Origin of the sequence: Streptomyces sp. NPDC058375 (assembly GCF_042723425.1) — a bacterium.
Taxonomy (GTDB): domain Bacteria; phylum Actinomycetota; class Actinomycetes; order Streptomycetales; family Streptomycetaceae; genus Streptomyces; species Streptomyces durocortorensis.
In genome coordinates, this window is sequence record NZ_JBHXJG010000076.1 from 1 (window position 1) to 18,718 (window position 18,718).

The following is an 18,718-nucleotide window of genomic DNA, read 5'->3' on the forward strand; positions in this document are numbered from 1 at the left end:
CCCTACCGGCGGGCGGTGCGGCGTACGGCGGGAGAACCGGTCAGGCCGCCCACTGGCTGATTCGGCCCCGTGCCCGGGACGTGGCACGATGCGGTCATGTCCTCCGAGTTGACCGATCTCTGCCGGTATCCGATCGTGCAGGCCCCCATGGCGGGCGGCGCGTCCGGACCCCAGCTCGCCGGGGCCGTCGCCGAAGCCGGCGGGCTCGGATTCCTGGCCGCCGGGTACAAAACGGCGGACGGGATGTACAACGAGATCAAACAGCTCCGCCGGCTCACCGGCGGGCCGTTCGGCGTCAACCTCTTCATGCCGCAGCCCGTGCTCGCCGACCCCAGCGCCGTCGAGGTCTACCGCCACCAGCTCGCCGGCGAGGCCGCCTGGTACGAGACCCCGCTCGGCGACCCGGACAGCAGCGGCGACGACGGCTACGAGGCGAAGGTCGCGATCCTGCTGGAGGACCCCGTCCCGGTCGTCTCCTTCACCTTCGGCTGCCCCACCCGCGACACCCTGGACGCCTTCGCTCGAGCCGGGACGCACACCATCGTCACGGTCACCTCCGCCGAGGAGGCCCAGGGCGCCCAGTGGGCGGGCGCCGACACCGTCTGCGTCCAGGGCGTCGAGGCGGGCGGCCACCAGTCCACCCACCGCGACGACCCGCAGGTCGACCAGACCGGCACCGGGCTGCTCTCCCTGGTCACCCAGGTCCGCGAGACCGTCCAGATCCCGATCGTCGCCACCGGCGGCCTGATGCGCGGCTCCCAGATCGCCGCCGTCCTCGCGGCGGGCGCGGACGCCGCCCAGCTCGGCACCGCCTTCCTGATCTGCCCCGAGTCCGGCGCCCACCTGCTGCACAAGCAGGCCCTGACCAACCCCCTGTTCGTCCGCACCGAGCTGACCCGCGCCTTCTCCGGGCGGCCCGCCCGCGCCCTGGTCAACCGCTTCGTCCGCGAACACGGCCCGTACGCCCCCGCCGCCTACCCCCAGGTCCACTACGTCACCAGCGGGCTGCGCCAGGCCGCCGCCAAGGCCGGCGACGCCCAGGGCATGGCCCTGTGGGCCGGACAGGGCCACCGGATGGCCCGCGAACTGCCCGCGGGCGAGCTGATCGAACTGCTCGCCGCCGAACTGGAGGCCGCCCGGGCGGCCCTGAGCATGAGGAGCCCCCGGTGACCGCACCGGTCTTCGTCGTCGAACGGATGCCCACCGGGCCGGAGTTCGTCCTGGACGGCCCCGAGGGGCGGCACGCCGTCTCCGTGAAGCGGCTCCAGCCGGGCGAGGAGGTCGTCCTCACCGACGGGCTCGGCCACTGGGCGGAGGGCGAGGTCCGCTCCGCCGAGGGCAAGGACCGCCTCACCGTCACGCTCCACGCGGGCGTCCAGGAGGAGCCGGAGCCCACGCCCCGCATCACCGTCGTCCAGGCGCTCCCCAAGGGCGACCGGGGCGAGCTGGCCGTCGAGACGATGACCGAGACCGGCGTCGACGCGATCGTGCCCTGGCAGGCTGCGCGCTGCATCACGCAGTGGAAGGGCGACCGGGGCGCCAAGGCCCTGACGAAGTGGCGCAGCACGGCACGCGAGGCGGGCAAGCAGTCCCGCCGGGTGCGCTTCCCCGAGGTGGCCGAGGCCATGACGACCAAGCAGGTCGCCGCCCTGCTGGCCGGTGCCGACTTCGCCGGGGTCCTGCACGAGGACCGCGACCACGACAGCACCCCGCTCGCCACCGCCGAACTCCCGGCCGAGGGCGCGATCGTGCTCGTCGTCGGCCCCGAGGGCGGCGTCTCCCCGCAGGAACTGGCCGCCTTCGCCGAGGCGGGCGCCCGCCCCTACCGGCTCGGCCGCAGCGTGCTGCGTACGTCGACGGCGGGGACGGCGGCGACGGCACTGCTGCTGGGACGCACCGGCCGCTGGGGATGAGCTGCTGCGGGGCGCACCCGGCCGCTGGGATGAACAGGGCCCGGCGGCCCGGCAAGAGGCTCTAGCATGAGCCGTACTGATCATCAGCGAATGAGGAGGCCCGGCGTCATGGCGGGAGAGCCGCAGTCCGACTGCCTGTTCTGCAAGATCGTTTCGGGAGACATCCCGGCGACCATCGTCCGTGAGAGCGAGACCACCGTCGCCTTCCGCGACATCAACCCGCAGGCGCCGACCCACGTCCTGGTCATCCCGAAGGTCCACTACCCGGACGCCGCCTCCCTCGCCGCCGCCGAACCGCAGATCGCCGCCGACGTGCTGACCGAGGCCGGAGCGGTCGCCGCCGACGAGAAGATCGACTCCACGGGCTACCGGGTCATCTTCAACACCGGCTCCGGCGCAGGACAGACCGTCTTCCACGCGCACGCCCACGTCCTGGGCGGCCGCGGCCTCCAGTGGCCCCCCGGATAGCCCTTCCCGTACAGCAGCAGCGCAGGAGCGTTTCCCCATGTCCGTACGCGAGCTGGTGGTGCTCGGCACCGCCAGCCAGGTCCCCACCCGCCACCGCAACCACAACGGCTATCTGCTGCGCTGGGACGGCGAGGGCATCCTCTTCGACCCCGGTGAGGGCACCCAGCGCCAGATGCTGCGGGCAGGGGTCGCCGCGCACGACATCGACCGGATCTGTATCACCCACTTCCACGGCGACCACTCCCTCGGGCTCGCCGGGGTGATCCAGCGGATCAACCTCGACCAGGTGCCGCACCCGGTCACCGCCCACTACCCGGCGAGCGGGCAGCACTTCTTCGACCGGCTGCGGTACGCCACCGCCTACCGCGAGACCGTCGAGCTGGACCAGGTCCCGGTCGCCGGCGACGGCGGCATCCTCGCCACCACCCCCGCGTACACCCTGGACAGCGAGAAGCTCTCGCACCCCGTCGAGTCGTACGGCTACCGCCTCACCGAACCCGACAGCCGCCGGATGCTTCCCGCTCTCCTCAAGGAGCACGGCATCGCCGGACCGGACGTGGGCCGCCTCCAGCGCGAGGGCTCCCTCGGCGGCGTCACCCTGAAGCAGGTCTCCGAGCACCGGCGCGGCCAGCGGTTCGCGTTCATCATGGACACCCGGCTCTGCGACGGGGTGTACGCGCTCGCCGAGGGCTGCGACATGCTCGTCATCGAGTCGACCTTCCTCGACGAGGACGAGAAACTCGCCGCCGACCACGGCCACCTGACCGCCGGACAGGCCGCCCGGGTCGCCAAGGAGGCCGGCGTACGGCACCTCGTGCTGACCCACTTCTCCCAGCGCTACAGCGACCCGGAGCTCTTCGAGACCCAGGCCCGCGCCGCCGGGTTCGACGGCGAACTCACCGTCGCCCAGGACCTCATCCGCGTCCCCCTGCCCACCCGGCACCACTGACCCCACCAGCACCACCGTTTGCGAGACACCGTGCACCTCCCCAAGGCCGAACTCCACCTCCACATCGAAGGCACCCTCGAACCCGAGCTGGCCTTCGCCCTCGCGGAACGCAACGGGGTGACCCTGCCGTACGCCACCGCCGACGAACTGCGCGCCGCCTACCAGTTCGACGACCTCCAGTCCTTCCTGGACCTCTACTACGCGCTGATGGCCGTCCTGCGCACCGAGGACGACTTCGCCGAACTCGCCGACGCCTACCTCGCCCGGGCCGCCGCCCAGGGCGTCCGTCACGCCGAGATCTTCTTCGACCCGCAGGCCCACACCGCCCGGGGCGTCCCCATCGGCACGGTCATCGAGGGCCTCGGCCGGGCCCTGGAGCGCAGCGAGGAGACCCACGGCGTCTCCACCCAGCTGATCATGTGCTTCCTGCGCGACCTGTCCGCCGAATCGGCCCTCGGCACCCTGGACGCGGCCAAGCCGTATCTGCACCGGATCAGCGCCATCGGCCTGGACTCCGCCGAGGTCGGCCACCCGCCCGCCAAGTTCCGCGCGGTGTACGAGGCGGCCACCGCGCTCGGGCTGCGCAAGGTGGCCCACGCGGGGGAGGAGGGCCCGCCGGAGTACATCCGCGAGGCCCTGGACGTTCTCGGCGTCGAGCGCATCGACCACGGGCTGCGCTGCATGGAGGACCCGGAGCTGGTGGCGAGGCTGGTCGCCGACCGGGTGCCGCTCACGCTCTGCCCGCTCTCCAACGTGAGGCTGCGCACGGTCGACAAGCTCGCCGACCACCCGCTGCCGGAGATGATGGCGGCGGGCCTCCTCTGCACGGTCAACTCCGACGACCCCGCCTACTTCGGCGGGTACGCCGGAGACAACTTCGACGCCGTCCGCGACGCGCTCGCCCTCGACCCGGAGCAGCTGCGCACCCTGGCCCGTAACTCCTTCGAGGCGGCCTTCCTCGACCACGACGAGGAGCGCAGGGCGCGCTACCTGTCCGAGGTCGAGGCGTACGCGTTCGACTGACCGGAACCGCCGTCCGGACCGGCCGTGCGGATCGCGCTGCGCACCAGCCGCCTGCGCCGCAGCGCCGGTACGCGCAGCTCCGTGACGGCCTGCTCCGGCGAACCGAGCTTCGGTACCGCGCCGGACAGGCCGCCGCCGGTGGTGGCGGCGAGCAGAGCGGCCGGGGCGCCACCGCGGCGGCGCACCGAACCGGACACCAGCGGACGGCCGCCGGTGTGCAGCGCCACGGCGGTCACCGGGGCGGCGACCAGCAGGGTGGCCGCGCCCAGGATCATCCCCATCGCCGGATAGCCGGCCTCCTCGGAGAGCACGCTGCCCAGCAGCGGACCGCAGGCCACCCCCACCGAGGAGGCCGAGCCCGCCAGTACCGCCCAGCGGCCGCGTACGTCCAGGGAGGCGGCCAGACCGATGAGGTAGGAGAGGACCACCGGGTAGAAGGTGTTCCACATGATCTCGCCGGTCGCGAACGATCCCAGGTCCGTGGCCGAGGAGCTGAGCACGATGCTCGCGGCGATGACCATGGTCCCCAGCCCGATCGGCACCGCCCGGCCGAGTCGCGCGCCGAGCAGCCCGGCGCCCGTCACCCCGAGCAGACCCGCGCCGAGCGCGGCGGCGAACACCGCGCCGACGGTGACCTCGGACAGCCCGGCCTGGACCAGGCCGATGCGGCTGCTCACGCCCCACAGCGCGTTCTGCGCCATGGACCAGACGAGCATGCCGCCCGCCAGGACGAGCCCGGAGCGGCGGTGCGGGAGCCGACCGGTGATCGGCGAGGCGGTCCCCTCCGCCGCCGTCGCACCGCCGAGCCGGGCGGTCGCGGGCCAGACGAGCAGGGCGACCAGGGCGATCGCGGCGAACGGAAGCCGGTGGCCGCCGCCGAGGTGAGGAATGGTCAGGTAGAGGACGCCCGCCGTGGCGGACACGGTGAGCAGCCCGAGCGAGGACGTCCGGTGCGGGTCGCGCCGGGCGGCGATCCCGGCCCCGGCGACCGCCGTCGCCGTGCCCGAGCCGAAGCCGCCGACCACCACGCCGAGCACCACCAGCGGTACGGACCCGGCGAGCGCGGCACAGCCGTAGCCGATGGCGGCCAGCACCAGCCCGACGCGGGCGGGGGTACGGGCCCCGAACCGCTCGACCCGGCCCGCCAGGGCGAAGCCGGCGCCGGCCGAGCTGAGGAGCAGGGCACTGCCGACCAGACCGGCCTGGGCGGGGCTCAGCCCGAGATGGGCGCTGAGCCGGCCGACGACGGTGGGGAGGAGATAGGAGGCGAGGTAACCGGCGGTGAAGACGGCAACCAGGGGCCACGCGGCACCGGGGCGCGAGGACATGGGCGTTCCTGAAGACATGCCTGAGCAGGCAGGGGGGAGGGGGAGGGGGTACTGCGAAAAGGCAAGGGGGAGGTAAGGCAGGGGTACTGCGGAAAGGCATGGGGGTGCTGCGGAAAGGCATGGGGGTGCTGAGGGAAGGCATGAGGGTGCTGCGGAGGTATGGGATATGCCGGGGGATCGCGGCTCTCGTCGGACAACGTCCCCGAAGGTGCTCGCGGGGCAATTTGTATCAAGCGCTCCCGGCTCCCCGAAAGCCGCCCTGATGTGATCTGGGTCACGTATGCGTTTATACAGCGAAACCCCGGGTATTAGCGCATGTTTATGCAGGTCAGGCGTGCTGCGAACGCATGGGCGCGGATCCTGCGTTCGGTCGGGCGGATCGGGCAGACTGGCCGCAACTCACACGGTCCGGATCGCCCTGCGATCCGCACCCCACGCGGTCCGGAATCCGCCGGGATCCGCCGCACGACCCCGGGAGCGCACGGTGAGCACAGAGACTCCGGGCATCGACCCGCTGCAGGCGCTGCGTGCCCCCCGCGACCCCGCCTGCGACGTCTTCCTGACGGGCCCGGTCTTCCTCGACATCATCTTCACCGGCCTCGACAGCGCCCCCGTGCGCGGCACCGAGTCCTGGGCCCGGGGGATGGGCTCCAGCCCCGGCGGCGTCGCCAACATGGCCACCGCCCTCGCCCGTCTCGGCCTGCGCACCTCCCTCGCCGCGGCCTTCGGCGACGACCACTACGGGGAATACTGCTGGGACGCCCTGGAGCAGGGCGAGGGCATCGACCTGTCGATGTCGCACACCGTCCCCGGCTGGCACTCCCCGGTCACCGTCTCCATGGCGTACGAGGGCGAGCGCACGATGGTCTCGCACGGCCACGAGGCCCCGGCCCCGGCTCCCGTGGCCGGAACCGGAGGCGGAACCCCCACCGGAACCACCGGAACCACCGGAACCACCACCGGGACCACCGGAACCACCACCGGGACCACCGGAACCGGAACCGGAACCTCCGACGGAGCCCTCGCCCCGGCGTTCCCGCACTGCCCGCCGCGCGCCCGTGCCGCCATCGCCTCGCTCGTCCCGGGCCGGAGCGAGCCCTGGGTGGCCAGCGCCGCCCGCAACGGCGCGCTGATCTTCGCCGACGTCGGCTGGGACGAGACCGGCCGCTGGGACCTGGACGCCCTGCCCGGCCTGGCGCACTGCGAGGCGTTCCTGCCCAACGCCGAGGAGGCGATGCGCTACACCCGTACCGACTGCCCCCGCACCGCCGCCCACGCGCTCGCCGAACGCGTCCCGCTCGCCGTGGTCACCCTGGGGGCCGAGGGCGCGTACGCCGTCGACGGCCGTACGGGCACCGCCGCGGAGGTGCCCGCCATCGCGGTGGAGGCGCTCGACCCGACCGGAGCGGGGGACGTGTTCGTCGCCGGCTTCGTGACCGGCACCCTCGCCGACTGGCCGCTCGCCGACCGGCTCGCCTTCGCCGGGCTCACCGCCGCCCTCTCGGTCCAGGAGTTCGGCGGCTCGCTCTCCGCCCCCGGCTGGGCTGAGGTCGCCGCCTGGTGGCAGCTCATCCGCACCCTCGACGACCAGGACCCGGCCGCCCTGGAGCGCTACGCCTTCCTGGACGACCTGCTGCCCACCACGGCCCGCGCCTGGCCGCTGCGGCGCGCGGTGCCCACGATCGGATTCCGCCAGTGAGCGGGGCGCCGGGCCGGGCCCGTCCACCCGGGTCGCACACACGGGCGGTAAAAGCACTCTGCGTTGTCAGCGCCAGGTCGTAGGCTTGGTAATCCAGAGGTTGTCGAGCAGCGAGAACCCTGCAACGGGAGGTATGCGCAGGCCATAGGGCCGGCCCATGACTCAGTCACCCACACACCCGCAGGCGCGTGCCCAGATCAGGATCCCGGCCGCACACCCCATGGTGATGCTCCTCGGATCGGGCGACTCGCTGTTGCGCGTGATCGAAGAGGCTTTCCCGGCGGCCGACATCCACGTCCGGGGCAACGAGATCAGTGCCACGGGCGAGGCGGCCGACGTCGCTCTCATCCAACGCCTGTTCGACGAGATGATGCTCGTGCTCCGCACCGGAGCGCCGATGACGGAGGACGCAGTGGAACGGTCGATCGCCATGCTCAGGGCGGCCGGCAACGGGCAGGGAGACCCCCAGGGCGAGACGCCCGCCGAAGTGCTCACGCAGAACATCCTCTCCAACCGCGGCCGCACCATTCGCCCCAAGACGCTCAACCAGAAGCGGTACGTGGACGCGATCGACGAGCACACGATCGTGTTCGGCATCGGTCCCGCCGGTACGGGCAAGACCTACCTCGCCATGGCCAAGGCGGTCCAGGCGCTCCAGTCCAAGCAGGTCAGCCGGATCATCCTGACCCGGCCCGCGGTCGAGGCGGGGGAGCGGCTCGGCTTCCTGCCGGGCACCCTGTTCGACAAGATCGACCCGTATCTGCGCCCGCTCTACGACGCGCTGCACGACATGCTCGACCCCGACTCGATCCCGCGGCTGATGGCGGCGGGCACGATCGAGGTCGCGCCCCTGGCATACATGAGGGGTCGCACCCTTAATGATGCGTTCATCATCCTCGACGAAGCGCAGAACACCAGCGCCGAGCAGATGAAGATGTTCCTCACTCGCCTCGGCTTCGACTCCAAGATCGTCATCACCGGTGACATCACCCAGGTCGACCTGCCGAGCGGCACCAAGAGCGGGCTGCGGCAGGTCCAGGAGATCCTGGAGGGCCTGGACGACGTGCACTTCTCCCGGCTCACGTCCCAGGATGTCGTCCGGCACAAGCTCGTCGGCCGTATCGTCGACGCGTACGAGAAGTACGACAGCCGAAACGGTCAGCAGGACGGTCGGGCGGAAGGCCGCCAGGACGGCCGACGCGACCGCCGAAAAGGGAAGTAGTCGCAGCGCACCATGTCGATCGACGTCAACAACGAGTCCGGAACCGAGGTCGACGAGCAGGCGATCCTCGACATCGCCCGCTACGCACTGGCCCGGATGCGGATCCACCCGCTGTCCGAGCTCTCGGTGATCGTGGTGGACACCGACGCCATGGAACAGCTGCACATCCAGTGGATGGACCTCCCCGGTCCGACCGATGTCATGTCCTTCCCGATGGACGAGCTCCGTCCGCCGGCGAAGGACGACGAGGAGCCCCCGCAGGGGCTCCTCGGTGACATCGTGCTCTGCCCGGAGGTCGCGAAGAAGCAGGGCGAAGAGGCTCCGACGCAGCACTCCATGGACGAGGAGCTCCAGCTCCTGACCGTCCACGGGGTGCTGCACCTGCTGGGGTACGACCACGAGGTGCCCGACGAGAAGGCCGAGATGTTCGGTCTCCAGGCCGCCATCGTGGACGGCTGGCGCGGAGAGCACGGGCTCACCGGCGCGTCCCCCGCCCCCACCGTCTCGTGAGCGCCCCCTTGATCGTCGGCGCCGTCCTGCTGGTCATGGTCGGCTGGCTGGCCGCCTGCGCCGAGGCCGGCATCGCCCGTACCTCCAGCTTCCGGGCGGACGAGGCGGTCCGGTCCGGCCGGCGCGGCAGCGCGAAGCTCGCGCAGATCGCGGCCGACCCGACCCGCTATCTCAACGTCGCCCTGCTGGTGCGGGTCGCCTGCGAGATGTCGGCCGGGGTCCTCGTCACCTACGTCTGCCTCCAGGAGTTCCCGGAGACCTGGGAGGCGCTGGCCGTCGCGATGGGTGTGATGGTCCTCGTCAGTTACGTGGCCATCGGCGTCTCCCCGCGCACCATCGGCCGCCAGCACCCGCTGAACACGGCCACGGCCTCGGCGTACGTCCTGCTGCCGCTGGCCAGGATCATGGGCCCGATTCCGCAGCTGCTGATCCTCGTCGGCAACGCCCTGACCCCGGGCAAGGGGTTCCGCAAGGGCCCGTTCGCCAGCGAGGCCGAGCTGCGCGCCATGGTCGACCTGGCGGAGGCGGAGTCGCTCATCGAGGACGACGAGCGCCGCATGGTGCACTCTGTTTTCGAGCTGGGCGACACCCTGGTCCGGGAGGTCATGGTGCCGCGCACCGACCTCGTCTCCATCGAGCGCTACAAGACGATCCGCCAGGCCCTCACCCTCGCCCTGCGCTCCGGCTTCTCCCGGATACCGGTCACCGGCGAGAACGAGGACGACGTCGTCGGGATCGTCTATCTCAAGGACCTGGTCCGCAAGACGCACATCAACCGCGAGTCCGAGGCCGACCCGGTCTCCACCGCGATGCGCCCGGCCGCCTTCGTCCCCGACACCAAGAACGCCGGTGACCTGCTGCGCGAGATGCAGCAGGACCGCAGCCACGTCGCGGTCGTCATCGACGAGTACGGCGGCACCGCGGGCATCGTCACCATCGAGGACATCCTGGAGGAGATCGTCGGCGAGATCACCGACGAGTACGACCGGGAGCTGCCGCCCGTCCAGGAGCTGGAGAACGGCTGCTATCGGGTCACCGCCCGGCTCGACATCGGAGACCTCGGCGACCTCTTCGACCTCGACGAGTACGACGACGAGGACGTGGAGACCGTCGGCGGCCTGCTCGCCAAGGCGCTCGGCCGGGTTCCGATCGCCGGCGCGTCCGCCGTCGTCGAGCTGCCGGACCAGCGCAGGCTGAGGCTCACCGCGGAGTCCCCGGCGGGCCGCCGGAACAAGATCGTCACGGTCCTCGTGGAGCCCGAGCACAAGGAACCCGAGGAGGAGGAAGCGGAATGACGCCGGAGCGGCTGCGGGCCTTCTGCCTGGAGTTCAACGCGAGCGTGGAGGAGTTCCCGTTCGGCCCGGAGACCTCCGTCTTCAAGGTGCTCGGCAAGATGTTCGCCCTCACCGCGCTGGACGCCCGCCCGCTCACGGTCAACCTCAAGTGCGACCCGGACGAGGCGATCCGGCTCCGCGAGGCGCATCCCGCGATCGTGCCCGGCTGGCACATGAGCAAGCGCCACTGGAACACGGTCACCGTCTCCGGCGTCCCGGACCGGCTGCTGCGCGAGCTGGTCGAGGACTCCTACGACCTGGTGGTCGCCGGCCTCCCGAAGGCGGAGCGGCTCCGCCTGGACCGGCCGTAGGGCGTACTACGCGTACGTGGACGGGCCCGCTCCTCCCCGTGGAGAGAGCGGGCCCGTCCTCGTAACCCCAGGTGCTCAGCCCCGGCGCAGTCCCGCCGCCACCGCCGCGCCCGCCGCCAGCAGAACCGCTGCTGCCCAGCTGCGGGTGCCCGCCCGGCCGGACCCGGCGATCGTGCTGCACACCCCGCTGCCCGGCACCGGCTGCGAGGCCAGGCTCCAGTGGCTCGCCTCGCCCGAGGGGCGGCGCGGCTCGATGGACCCGGTGCCCGGGTGAGCGCCGAGCCCCGTGCCGGGGTGACCCGCACGGGTCCGCCGCCCGCTTCGTATGCTCGTGCCATGACCGACACCACCAACGCCGCCGACCTCGACGCCGAGGACCGCAAGATCGTCACCCTGGCGCGCAGCGCCCGCGCCCGCAACGGGGTGCCCGAGGGGGCGGCCGTACGCGACGAGACGGGACGTACGTATGTCGCGGGCACGGTGGCGCTGGAGTCGCTGAAGCTCAGCGCGCTGCAGACCGCCGTCGCCATGGCCGTGGCCAGCGGCGCCACCTCGCTGGAGGCGGCGGCCGTCGTCTCCGCCGCCGAGACGCCCTCCGCCGACGACCGGGCGGCGGTGCGGGACCTGGGCGGACCGGACACCCCGGTGCTGCTCGCGGGCCCGGACGGCACCCTGCGGGTCCGCGTCACGGCGGGCTGAGCGACCGCTCCGGCGGCCGTTCCCTCCGGCCCTCCGGCGCGTCCCGGCGTACCGCTGTACGAGAGCGCCGCCGGGATCGGGGAGAATGGTCGCCATGAGCGCTCGACCGAACCAAGAATCCGCTGCCCCGCAAGCGGAGACCACCTCCCCCCACCGGGCCGGCTTCGCCTGCTTCGTGGGCCGCCCCAACGCGGGCAAGTCCACCCTCACGAACGCTCTCGTCGGTCAGAAGGTGGCGATCACCTCCAACCGCCCCCAGACCACCCGGCACACGGTGCGCGGCATCGTGCACCGCGACGACGCGCAGTTGATCCTGGTCGACACCCCCGGCCTCCACAAGCCGCGCACCCTGCTGGGCGAGAGGCTCAACGACGTCGTGCGGACCACCTGGGCCGAGGTCGACGTCATCGGCTTCTGCCTGCCCGCCGACCAGAAGCTCGGCCCCGGCGACAAGTACATCGTCAAGGAGCTCGCGGGGATCAAGAAGACCCCCAAGATCGCCATCATCACCAAGACCGACCTGGTCGAGTCCAAGGCACTGGCCGAACAGCTCCTCGCCGTCTCCGCACTCGCGGAGGAGCTGGGCTTCGAGTGGGCCGAGATCATCCCGGTGTCGGCGGTCAAGGACCAGCAGGTCGGCCTGCTCGCCGACCTCATCGCCCCGCTGCTCCCCGAGAGCCCGCCGCTCTACCCGGAGGGCGATCTCACCGACGAGCCGGAGATGGTCATGGTCGCGGAGCTGATCCGCGAGGCGGCGCTGGAGGGCGTACGCGACGAGCTGCCGCACTCCATCGCGGTCGTCGTCGAGGAGATGCTGCCCCGCGAGAACCGCCCGGCGGGCAAGCCGCTGCTGGACATCCACGCCAACGTCTACATCGAGCGCCCCAGCCAGAAGGGCATCATCATCGGCCCGAAGGGCCAGCGGCTGAAGGACGTCGGCACCAAGTCCCGCAAGCACATCGAGGCGCTGCTCGGCACGCCGGTCTACCTGGACCTGCACGTGAAGGTCGCCAAGGACTGGCAGCGCGACCCGAAGCAGCTGCGCAAGCTCGGGTTCTGAGGCGCGCACGTCCGGCGGCCGGAGGCCGACGCAGCCGTGCGAAGCCGTGAGGCCCCCCGGGGCCGCTGCGTGCGAGCGCGGCAGTGAGAAGGGGTCCCGAAGCAGCTGCGCAAGCTCGGGTTCTGAGGCGTCCTACGGAAGGGGCTGATCTCACGCGCCCTCCTTCAGGACGCGTGAGATCAGCGTGCGCTGCGCCCCGGTCAGATCGGGGTCGGCGCAGTACCCGGTGCGGCCGTCGACCGTGATCTCGTAGCGGAAGCCGTCCGGCACCCCGGTCGGCGGGGCCTCGGACGCCGGGCCGAGCGCCTCCTCGGCGAGGAGGCGCCACTGATCCGCGTCCGCCCGGCCCTCCGTGTCGACCTCATGGCGGCGGGCGATGCCGGCGAAGCCGCCGGTCCGGCTGACCTGGATACGCATGGGGTCCTGTCTATCGGGGGCCGGACGGGCACTCAACCCCGCCCGCCGGCAGGGCACTCGACGGTCCGGGTCAGGCCCGGGTGGAGACGCCCACCTCTGACCACGCCTTGAGGACCGCCTCCCGCTCGTCCGCCTCGCCGAAGCGGGCGCCCGCCGCCGCGACGGTGAGCCGGGCGAACTCCGCGAAGTCCGCGTTCGCCGTCAGCTCGCCGCCGGTCAGCACGTCGAACCAGATCTGCCCGGCGCGCTCCCACGAGTTGCCTCCCAGCGCGGTGGCCAGGAGGTGGAACGCGCGGTTGGGGATGCCGGAGTTGAGGTGGACGCCGCCGTTGTCCTCCTCCGTCTCGATGTAGTCGTCCATGGAGCCCGGCTGCGGGTCCTTGCCGAGGACGTCGTCGTCGTACGCCGTGCCCGGGGCCTTCATCGAGCGCAGGGCGACCCCGCTGACCCCGGGCGCGAGCAGCCCGGCGCCGATCAGCCAGTCGGCCTGCTCCGCGCTCTGGCCCAGCGAGTACTGCTTGACCAGCGAGCCGATGACGTCGGACACCGACTCGTTGAGCGCGCCCGACTGGCCCTCGTAACGGAGGTTGGCGGTGTACTGCGTCAGGCCGTGGGCCAGCTCGTGGGCGATCACGTCGACCGCGACGGTGAAGTCGAGGAAGATCTCGCCGTCGCCGTCCCCGAAGACCATCTGCTCGCCGTCGAAGAACGCGTTGTTGTACTCCTGGCCGTAGTGCACGGAGCCGATCAGCGGCAGGCCCTTGCCGTCGATGGAGCTGCGCCCGTACGCCGAGAGCAGCAGCTCGAAGGTGGCGCCGAGGCCGGCGTACGCGCGGTTGACGCTGGCGTCGGAGGTGGGCTTGTCGCCCTCGTCGCGGACCTTGACGCCCGGCAGCGTGGTGCCCCTCTCGCAGTCGTACAGCGTGCGGTGGGGCTTGGACGGGACCGCGCCGGCGGTGTGCCGGATCGGCGTCGCGGCGAGCGCCGTCATCCGGCGGCGGTCGCGGCGCAGGGCGTCGGCCTCCAGGGTGCGGCGGGCCGGCTCCGCGAGCCGGGGCTCGGCGGACCGGGAGAGGTGATCGAGGATGTGGGGCGGAACGATGGTGCAGAAGACGGGGTGGAGATCGCCGTCGGTTCGAAGGTGCATACATCGACTGTGGCACTCCGTCACCGCGCTGTCACCGGTTGCGACGATGATTGACGAAATGGAGTGATGAGTCACTGTTTACCCGTCATCGATGCCCGGTCCCGCATACTGATACGGACCGACACCACGGGCCACACTCGGTTACGCTCGTCGCATCATGCGTTTCGGGCTGCTTCTCCTTAGCTGCCGCGGCGAGGGCCTGTAGTCGTAGGCCGACCCCCTCCCCGCGGAGTCTGGTGCTGCAGCGACACAGTCGGCCGACCCCCGCTGGACCGAGGAGCCCTACGCCATGACCACCGTGAATCCTGCCGGTAACACCGTGAACCCCGCCGGTGATTCTGTCGGCCGCCCCACCCCGATCACCAACGCGACGCAGCTGCAGAAGCCGTCCGGGATGCCGGTCCACAAGTACGGCGGCTACGAGGCCGTCGACATCGCCGACCGCACCTGGCCCGACAACCGGATCACGGTCGCCCCCCGCTGGCTGTCCACCGATCTGCGCGACGGCAACCAGGCCCTGATCGACCCGATGTCCCCAGCCCGCAAGCGCGAGATGTTCGATCTCCTGGTCAAGATGGGCTACAAGGAGATCGAGGTCGGCTTCCCGTCCTCCGGCGAGACCGACTTCAACTTCGTCCGCTCCATCATCGAAGAGGGCGCGATCCCCGAGGACGTGACGATCTCCGTCCTGACGCAGGCCCGCGAGGAGCTGATCGAGCGCACGGTCGAGTCGCTGGTCGGCGCGCGCCGGGCCACCGTCCACCTGTACAACGCCACCGCCCCGACCTTCCGCCGCGTCGTCTTCCGAGGCTCGCGCGAGGAGGTCAAGCAGATCGCGGTGGACGGCACCCGGCTGGTCATGGAGTACGCAGAGAAGATCCTGGGCCCGGAGACGATCTTCGGCTACCAGTACAGCCCGGAGATCTTCACCGACACCGAGCTGGACTTCGCCCTGGAGGTCTGCGAGGCCGTCTGCGACGTGTGGCAGCCGGAGGAGGGCCGCGAGATCATCCTCAACCTGCCCGCCACCGTGGAGCGTTCCACGCCCTCCACGCACGCGGACCGCTTCGAGTGGATGTCCCGCAACCTGACCCGCCGCGAGTTCGTCTGCCTCTCCGTCCACCCCCACAACGACCGCGGCACGGCGGTGGCGGCGGCCGAACTGGCCATCATGGCCGGCGCCGACCGCATCGAGGGCTGCCTGTTCGGCCAGGGCGAGCGCACCGGCAACGTCGACCTGGTCACCCTGGGCATGAACCTGTTCTCGCAGGGCGTCGACCCGCAGATCGACTTCTCGCAGATCGACGAGATCCGCCGCACCAGCGAATACTGCAACCAGATGGAGATCCACCCCCGCCACCCCTACGCGGGCGATCTGGTCTACACCGCCTTCTCCGGCTCCCACCAGGACGCCATCAAGAAGGGCTTCGACGCGATGGAGAAGGACGCGGCGGCCCAGGGCAAGACGGTCGACGACATCGAGTGGGCCGTGCCGTACCTGCCGATCGACCCGAAGGACGTCGGCCGTTCCTACGAGGCCGTCATCCGGGTCAACTCGCAGTCCGGCAAGGGCGGTATCGCGTACGTCCTGAAGAACGACCACAAGCTGGACCTGCCGCGCCGGATGCAGATCGAGTTCTCCCGGATCATTCAGGCCAAGACCGATGCCGAGGGCGGCGAGGTCACCCCGACGCAGATCTGGTCCACCTTCCAGGACGAGTACCTGCCGAACGCCGAGAACACCGCGGCCCGCTGGGGACGCGTACAGCTGCGTTCCGGCCAGACCACGACCGACACCGACGGCCGGGACACCCTGACCGTCGAGGCCACCGTGGACGGCGCCGACACCGTGCTGAGCGGTACGGGCAACGGCCCGATCTCCGCGTTCTTCGAGGCGCTGCAGGCCATCGGCATCGACGCCCGGCTGCTGGACTACACCGAGCACACGATGAGCGAGGGAGCCAGCGCCCAGGCCGCCTCGTACATCGAGTGCGCGATCGACGGCAAGGTCCTGTGGGGCATCGGCATCGACGCCAACACCACCCGCGCCTCGCTGAAGGCGGTCGTCTCCGCGGTAAACCGCGCGGCCCGCTGACGTCCGAACGGCACTCCTGACCCCGATCGCCCGCTTTGGGCGGTCGGGGTTCGGCCATATCCGGGGGTTGTGACGTCCCAGAGGCTGACGTCACATCGCGCATGTGGCTAACATCACGTCCAACACACGGCAATGTTGCCGGAGCGTTACGGAGGTGTGCGACGTGGGGTCAGCCAAAGGACAACGCGCTCTGAGGCCGGTCCTCTGCGGCGTTCGCACCGTCTGGGACGCCGTCGGCGACGGCGTCTTCTACTGCTCCGGCTGCGGGGGAGACCGCAACTACCGCCGGCTCACCGGCCGCCGCCGCCTCACCGTCCTCGGCGTCCCCCTGGTCCGCCGGGGCGAGACCGAGCCCGTCGTCGAGTGCGCCGCCTGCCTCGCCCACCACGCCCCCGAGGCGCTGGACCACCCCACCACGGCCCGGTTCTCCACGATGCTCCGCGAGGCCGTCCACACCGTCACCCTGGCCGTTCTCGCCGCCGGGGGCACCACCTCCCGCACGGTCCTGGAGGCAGCCGTGGCCACCGTGCGCGACGCCGGGCTCGACGACTGCACCCAGGAGCAGCTGTTCACCGTCGTCGAGGTGCTGGCCGCCGACACCGGGCAGGGCTCCGGCACCGACCCGGCCGCCGAGGCCTGCGGCCCGACCCTCGCCATCGAGCTGCACGAGGTGCTGGCCCCGCTCGCCCCGCACCTGGCCACCGCCGGCCGCGAGTCCGTCCTCCTCCAGGGCGCCAGGATCGCGCTGGCCGACGGGCCCTACTGCGCCGCCGAGCGCCAGGTCCTGACGACGGTCGGCAGCGCACTCCAGCTCCCCGCCGACGACACCGCCCGCCTGCTGGCGGCCGCCGCCCGTACGCCCTCGTAACGGCTTCTCCGCAGTCGCCCCCGCCCGCCGGCCCCCGGTGGGCGACAATGGGCCCATGAGCTTGTTCCGGGACGACGGCATCGTGCTGCGTACGCAGAAACTGGGCGAGGCCGACCGGATCATCACGATCCTCACCCGCGGCCACGGCCGGGTCCGCGCCGTCGCGCGCGGGGTGCGCCGCACCAAGTCCAAGTTCGGCGCCCGCCTGGAGCCCTTCTCCCACGTCGACGTGCAGTTCTTCGCCCGCGGCAGCGAGCTGGTCGGCCGCGGCCTGCCGCTCTGCACCCAGAGCGAGACGATCGCACCGTACGGCGGCGGGATCGTCGCCGACTACGCCCGCTACACCGCGGGCACGGCGATGCTGGAGACCGCCGAGCGGTTCACCGACCACGAGGGCGAACCGGCAGTCCAGCAGTATCTGCTCCTCGTCGGCGGCCTGCGCACCCTCGCCCGGGGCGAACACGCCCCCCACCTGATCCTGGACGCGTTCCTGCTGCGCTCGCTCGCGGTCAACGGGTACGCGCCCAGCTTCGAGGACTGCGCCAAGTGCGGAATGCCCGGTCCGAACCGGTTCTTCTCCGTCGCGGCGGGGGGCGTCATATGCGGTGACTGCCGGGTGCCCGGCAGCGTCGTACCCTCGGCACAGGCCCTGGCCCTGCTGAGCGCGCTGCTCAGCGGCGACTGGGCGACGGCGGACGCGTGCGAGGCGCGTCATGTCAGGGAGGGGAGCGGGCTGGTGTCCGCCTATCTGCACTGGCATCTGGAGCGCGGCCTGCGCTCGCTGCGGTACGTAGAGAAGTGACACAGGGAGACTGAGAAGCTCATGGCAGTACGCGGGATCCTCGGCGGCCGTAACCGGCGCACGTACAAGACCCCCGAGCCGCACTCGTCGGGCGCGACGCCCCCGAAGATCCCCGGCGAGCTGGTGCCCCAGCACGTCGCCGTCGTGATGGACGGCAACGGCCGCTGGGCCAAGGAGCGGGGTCTGCCCCGCACCGAGGGCCACAAGGTCGGTGAGGGCGTCGTCATGGACGTTCTCAAGGGGTGCATCGAGATGGGCGTGAAGAATCTCTCCCTCTACGCCTTCTCCACGGAGAACTGGAAGCGCTCGCCGGACGAGGTGAAGTTCCTGATGAACTTCAACCGCGACGTGATCCGCCGCCGCCGCGACGAGATGGACGAGCTCGGCATCCGCATCCGCTGGGTGGGCCGCATGCCCAAGCTGTGGAAGTCCGTCGTCCAGGAGCTCCAGGTCGCCCAGGAGCAGACGAAGGACAACGACAAGATGACGCTGTATTTCTGCGTCAACTACGGCGGCCGTGCCGAGATCGCGGACGCTGCGCAGCGCATCGCCCAGGACGTGGCGGCCGGGAAGCTGGACCCGTCGAAGGTCAATGAGAAGACCTTCGCGAAGTACACGTACTACCCGGACATGCCGGACGTGGACCTCTTCGTGCGCCCCAGCGGCGAGCAGCGCACCTCGAACTACCTGATCTGGCAGAGCGCGTACGCCGAGATGGTCTTCCAGGACGTCCTGTGGCCGGATTTCGACCGTCGGGACCTGTGGCGGGCCTGTCTGGAGTACGCCCAGCGCGACCGCCGCTTCGGCGGGGCGCAGGAGGCGGCAGCCGCCGAGTGAGCACGGAGAAGGGGCGGGTCCGGTACGCGTGGTACG

19 protein-coding genes and 1 pseudogene are annotated in these 18,718 nt (G+C 71.4%); 17 read left to right on the forward strand and 3 right to left on the reverse strand.

Annotation, left to right across the window (positions count from 1 at the left end):
• Positions 1 to 96 precede the first annotated feature (96 nt).
• The 5 genes from ACFWM7_RS15180 (at position 97) to ACFWM7_RS15200 (ending at position 4,353) form a co-directional block, all read left to right on the forward strand.
• Positions 97 to 1,170 (forward strand): nitronate monooxygenase, encoded by a 1,074-nt coding sequence (locus ACFWM7_RS15180; RefSeq protein ID WP_383260356.1) that lies wholly within the window; start codon positions 97 to 99, stop codon positions 1,168 to 1,170.
• Complete coding sequence (locus ACFWM7_RS15185; RefSeq protein WP_383260358.1) at positions 1,167 to 1,913, forward strand: 16S rRNA (uracil(1498)-N(3))-methyltransferase; 747 nt, start codon at positions 1,167 to 1,169, stop codon at positions 1,911 to 1,913. The genes ACFWM7_RS15180 and ACFWM7_RS15185 overlap by 4 nt, the downstream gene beginning before the upstream one ends.
• A gap of 108 nt (positions 1,914 to 2,021) precedes the next feature.
• The gene (locus ACFWM7_RS15190; RefSeq protein ID WP_030801555.1) at positions 2,022 to 2,381 is read left to right on the forward strand and encodes a histidine triad nucleotide-binding protein; all 360 of its coding nucleotides are present in this window, start codon (positions 2,022 to 2,024) and stop codon (positions 2,379 to 2,381) included.
• Between the two features lie 37 nt (positions 2,382 to 2,418).
• Positions 2,419 to 3,330, forward strand: coding sequence for a ribonuclease Z (locus ACFWM7_RS15195; RefSeq protein ID WP_383260362.1), 912 nt, complete (start codon positions 2,419 to 2,421; stop codon positions 3,328 to 3,330).
• A gap of 30 nt (positions 3,331 to 3,360) precedes the next feature.
• Entirely contained in the window at positions 3,361 to 4,353 is a 993-nt protein-coding gene (locus tag ACFWM7_RS15200; RefSeq protein WP_383260414.1) for an adenosine deaminase, read from the forward strand.
• On the opposite strand, the gene ACFWM7_RS15205 is transcribed toward ACFWM7_RS15200, so the two are convergent.
• A complete protein-coding gene (locus ACFWM7_RS15205; protein WP_383260364.1) occupies positions 4,317 to 5,681 on the reverse strand; it encodes an MFS transporter in 1,365 nt (454 codons plus the stop codon). The two genes, ACFWM7_RS15200 and ACFWM7_RS15205, sit on opposite strands and share 37 nt — an antisense overlap.
• A gap of 484 nt (positions 5,682 to 6,165) precedes the next feature.
• On the opposite strand from ACFWM7_RS15205, the gene ACFWM7_RS15210 reads away from it, so the two are divergent.
• The 8 genes and pseudogenes from ACFWM7_RS15210 (at position 6,166) to era (ending at position 12,516) form a co-directional block, all read left to right on the forward strand.
• The gene (locus ACFWM7_RS15210; RefSeq protein WP_383260366.1) at positions 6,166 to 7,380 is read left to right on the forward strand and encodes a carbohydrate kinase family protein; all 1,215 of its coding nucleotides are present in this window, start codon (positions 6,166 to 6,168) and stop codon (positions 7,378 to 7,380) included.
• A gap of 157 nt (positions 7,381 to 7,537) precedes the next feature.
• On the forward strand, positions 7,538 to 8,602 hold the full coding sequence (locus ACFWM7_RS15215; protein ID WP_383260369.1) for a PhoH family protein: 1,065 nt from the start codon (positions 7,538 to 7,540) through the stop codon (positions 8,600 to 8,602).
• Between the two features lie 12 nt (positions 8,603 to 8,614).
• Positions 8,615 to 9,112 (forward strand): rRNA maturation RNase YbeY, encoded by a 498-nt coding sequence (gene ybeY, locus ACFWM7_RS15220; RefSeq protein WP_205084793.1) that lies wholly within the window; start codon positions 8,615 to 8,617, stop codon positions 9,110 to 9,112.
• A complete protein-coding gene (locus ACFWM7_RS15225) occupies positions 9,109 to 10,407 on the forward strand; it encodes a hemolysin family protein (RefSeq protein ID WP_383260373.1) in 1,299 nt (432 codons plus the stop codon). The genes ybeY and ACFWM7_RS15225 overlap by 4 nt, the downstream gene beginning before the upstream one ends.
• Entirely contained in the window at positions 10,404 to 10,757 is a 354-nt protein-coding gene (locus ACFWM7_RS15230) for an MmcQ/YjbR family DNA-binding protein (RefSeq protein ID WP_383260376.1), read from the forward strand. Before ACFWM7_RS15225 ends, ACFWM7_RS15230 begins: the two co-directional genes overlap by 4 nt.
• Before the next feature lie 130 nt (positions 10,758 to 10,887).
• Positions 10,888 to 11,031: pseudogene (locus tag ACFWM7_RS15235) on the forward strand (XRE family transcriptional regulator); the annotation flags it as partial.
• A gap of 62 nt (positions 11,032 to 11,093) precedes the next feature.
• The gene (locus ACFWM7_RS15240; protein WP_383260379.1) at positions 11,094 to 11,456 is read left to right on the forward strand and encodes a cytidine deaminase; all 363 of its coding nucleotides are present in this window, start codon (positions 11,094 to 11,096) and stop codon (positions 11,454 to 11,456) included.
• An 85-nt stretch (positions 11,457 to 11,541) separates the two neighbouring features.
• On the forward strand, positions 11,542 to 12,516 hold the full coding sequence (era, locus tag ACFWM7_RS15245; protein WP_383260381.1) for a GTPase Era: 975 nt from the start codon (positions 11,542 to 11,544) through the stop codon (positions 12,514 to 12,516).
• 150 nt (positions 12,517 to 12,666) lie between these two features.
• Here era and ACFWM7_RS15250 read toward each other — a convergent pair whose 3' ends face one another.
• Together ACFWM7_RS15250 and ACFWM7_RS15255 are read right to left on the reverse strand one after the other, a co-directional pair.
• Positions 12,667 to 12,933: a protealysin inhibitor emfourin gene (locus ACFWM7_RS15250; RefSeq protein ID WP_383260382.1), complete on the reverse strand. Its 267-nt coding sequence runs from the start codon at positions 12,931 to 12,933 to the stop codon at positions 12,667 to 12,669.
• Between the two features lie 70 nt (positions 12,934 to 13,003).
• Positions 13,004 to 14,080: a M4 family metallopeptidase gene (locus ACFWM7_RS15255; RefSeq protein ID WP_383260386.1), complete on the reverse strand. Its 1,077-nt coding sequence runs from the start codon at positions 14,078 to 14,080 to the stop codon at positions 13,004 to 13,006.
• A 289-nt stretch (positions 14,081 to 14,369) separates the two neighbouring features.
• Here ACFWM7_RS15255 and leuA point away from each other — a divergent pair, with 289 nt between their 5' ends.
• From leuA to ACFWM7_RS15275, 4 genes are all read left to right on the forward strand, one after another.
• Entirely contained in the window at positions 14,370 to 16,175 is a 1,806-nt protein-coding gene (leuA, locus tag ACFWM7_RS15260) for a 2-isopropylmalate synthase (protein WP_383260389.1), read from the forward strand.
• 163 nt (positions 16,176 to 16,338) lie between these two features.
• Positions 16,339 to 17,043 carry a TerB family tellurite resistance protein gene (locus ACFWM7_RS15265; protein ID WP_383260391.1) on the forward strand — a complete coding sequence of 235 codons (705 nt, stop codon included), beginning with the start codon at positions 16,339 to 16,341 and terminating at the stop codon, positions 17,041 to 17,043.
• A gap of 55 nt (positions 17,044 to 17,098) precedes the next feature.
• Positions 17,099 to 17,845: a DNA repair protein RecO gene (gene recO / locus ACFWM7_RS15270; RefSeq protein WP_026237355.1), complete on the forward strand. Its 747-nt coding sequence runs from the start codon at positions 17,099 to 17,101 to the stop codon at positions 17,843 to 17,845.
• A gap of 21 nt (positions 17,846 to 17,866) precedes the next feature.
• Positions 17,867 to 18,682 carry an isoprenyl transferase gene (locus ACFWM7_RS15275; RefSeq protein ID WP_383260392.1) on the forward strand — a complete coding sequence of 272 codons (816 nt, stop codon included), beginning with the start codon at positions 17,867 to 17,869 and terminating at the stop codon, positions 18,680 to 18,682.
• Positions 18,683 to 18,718 lie beyond the last annotated feature (36 nt).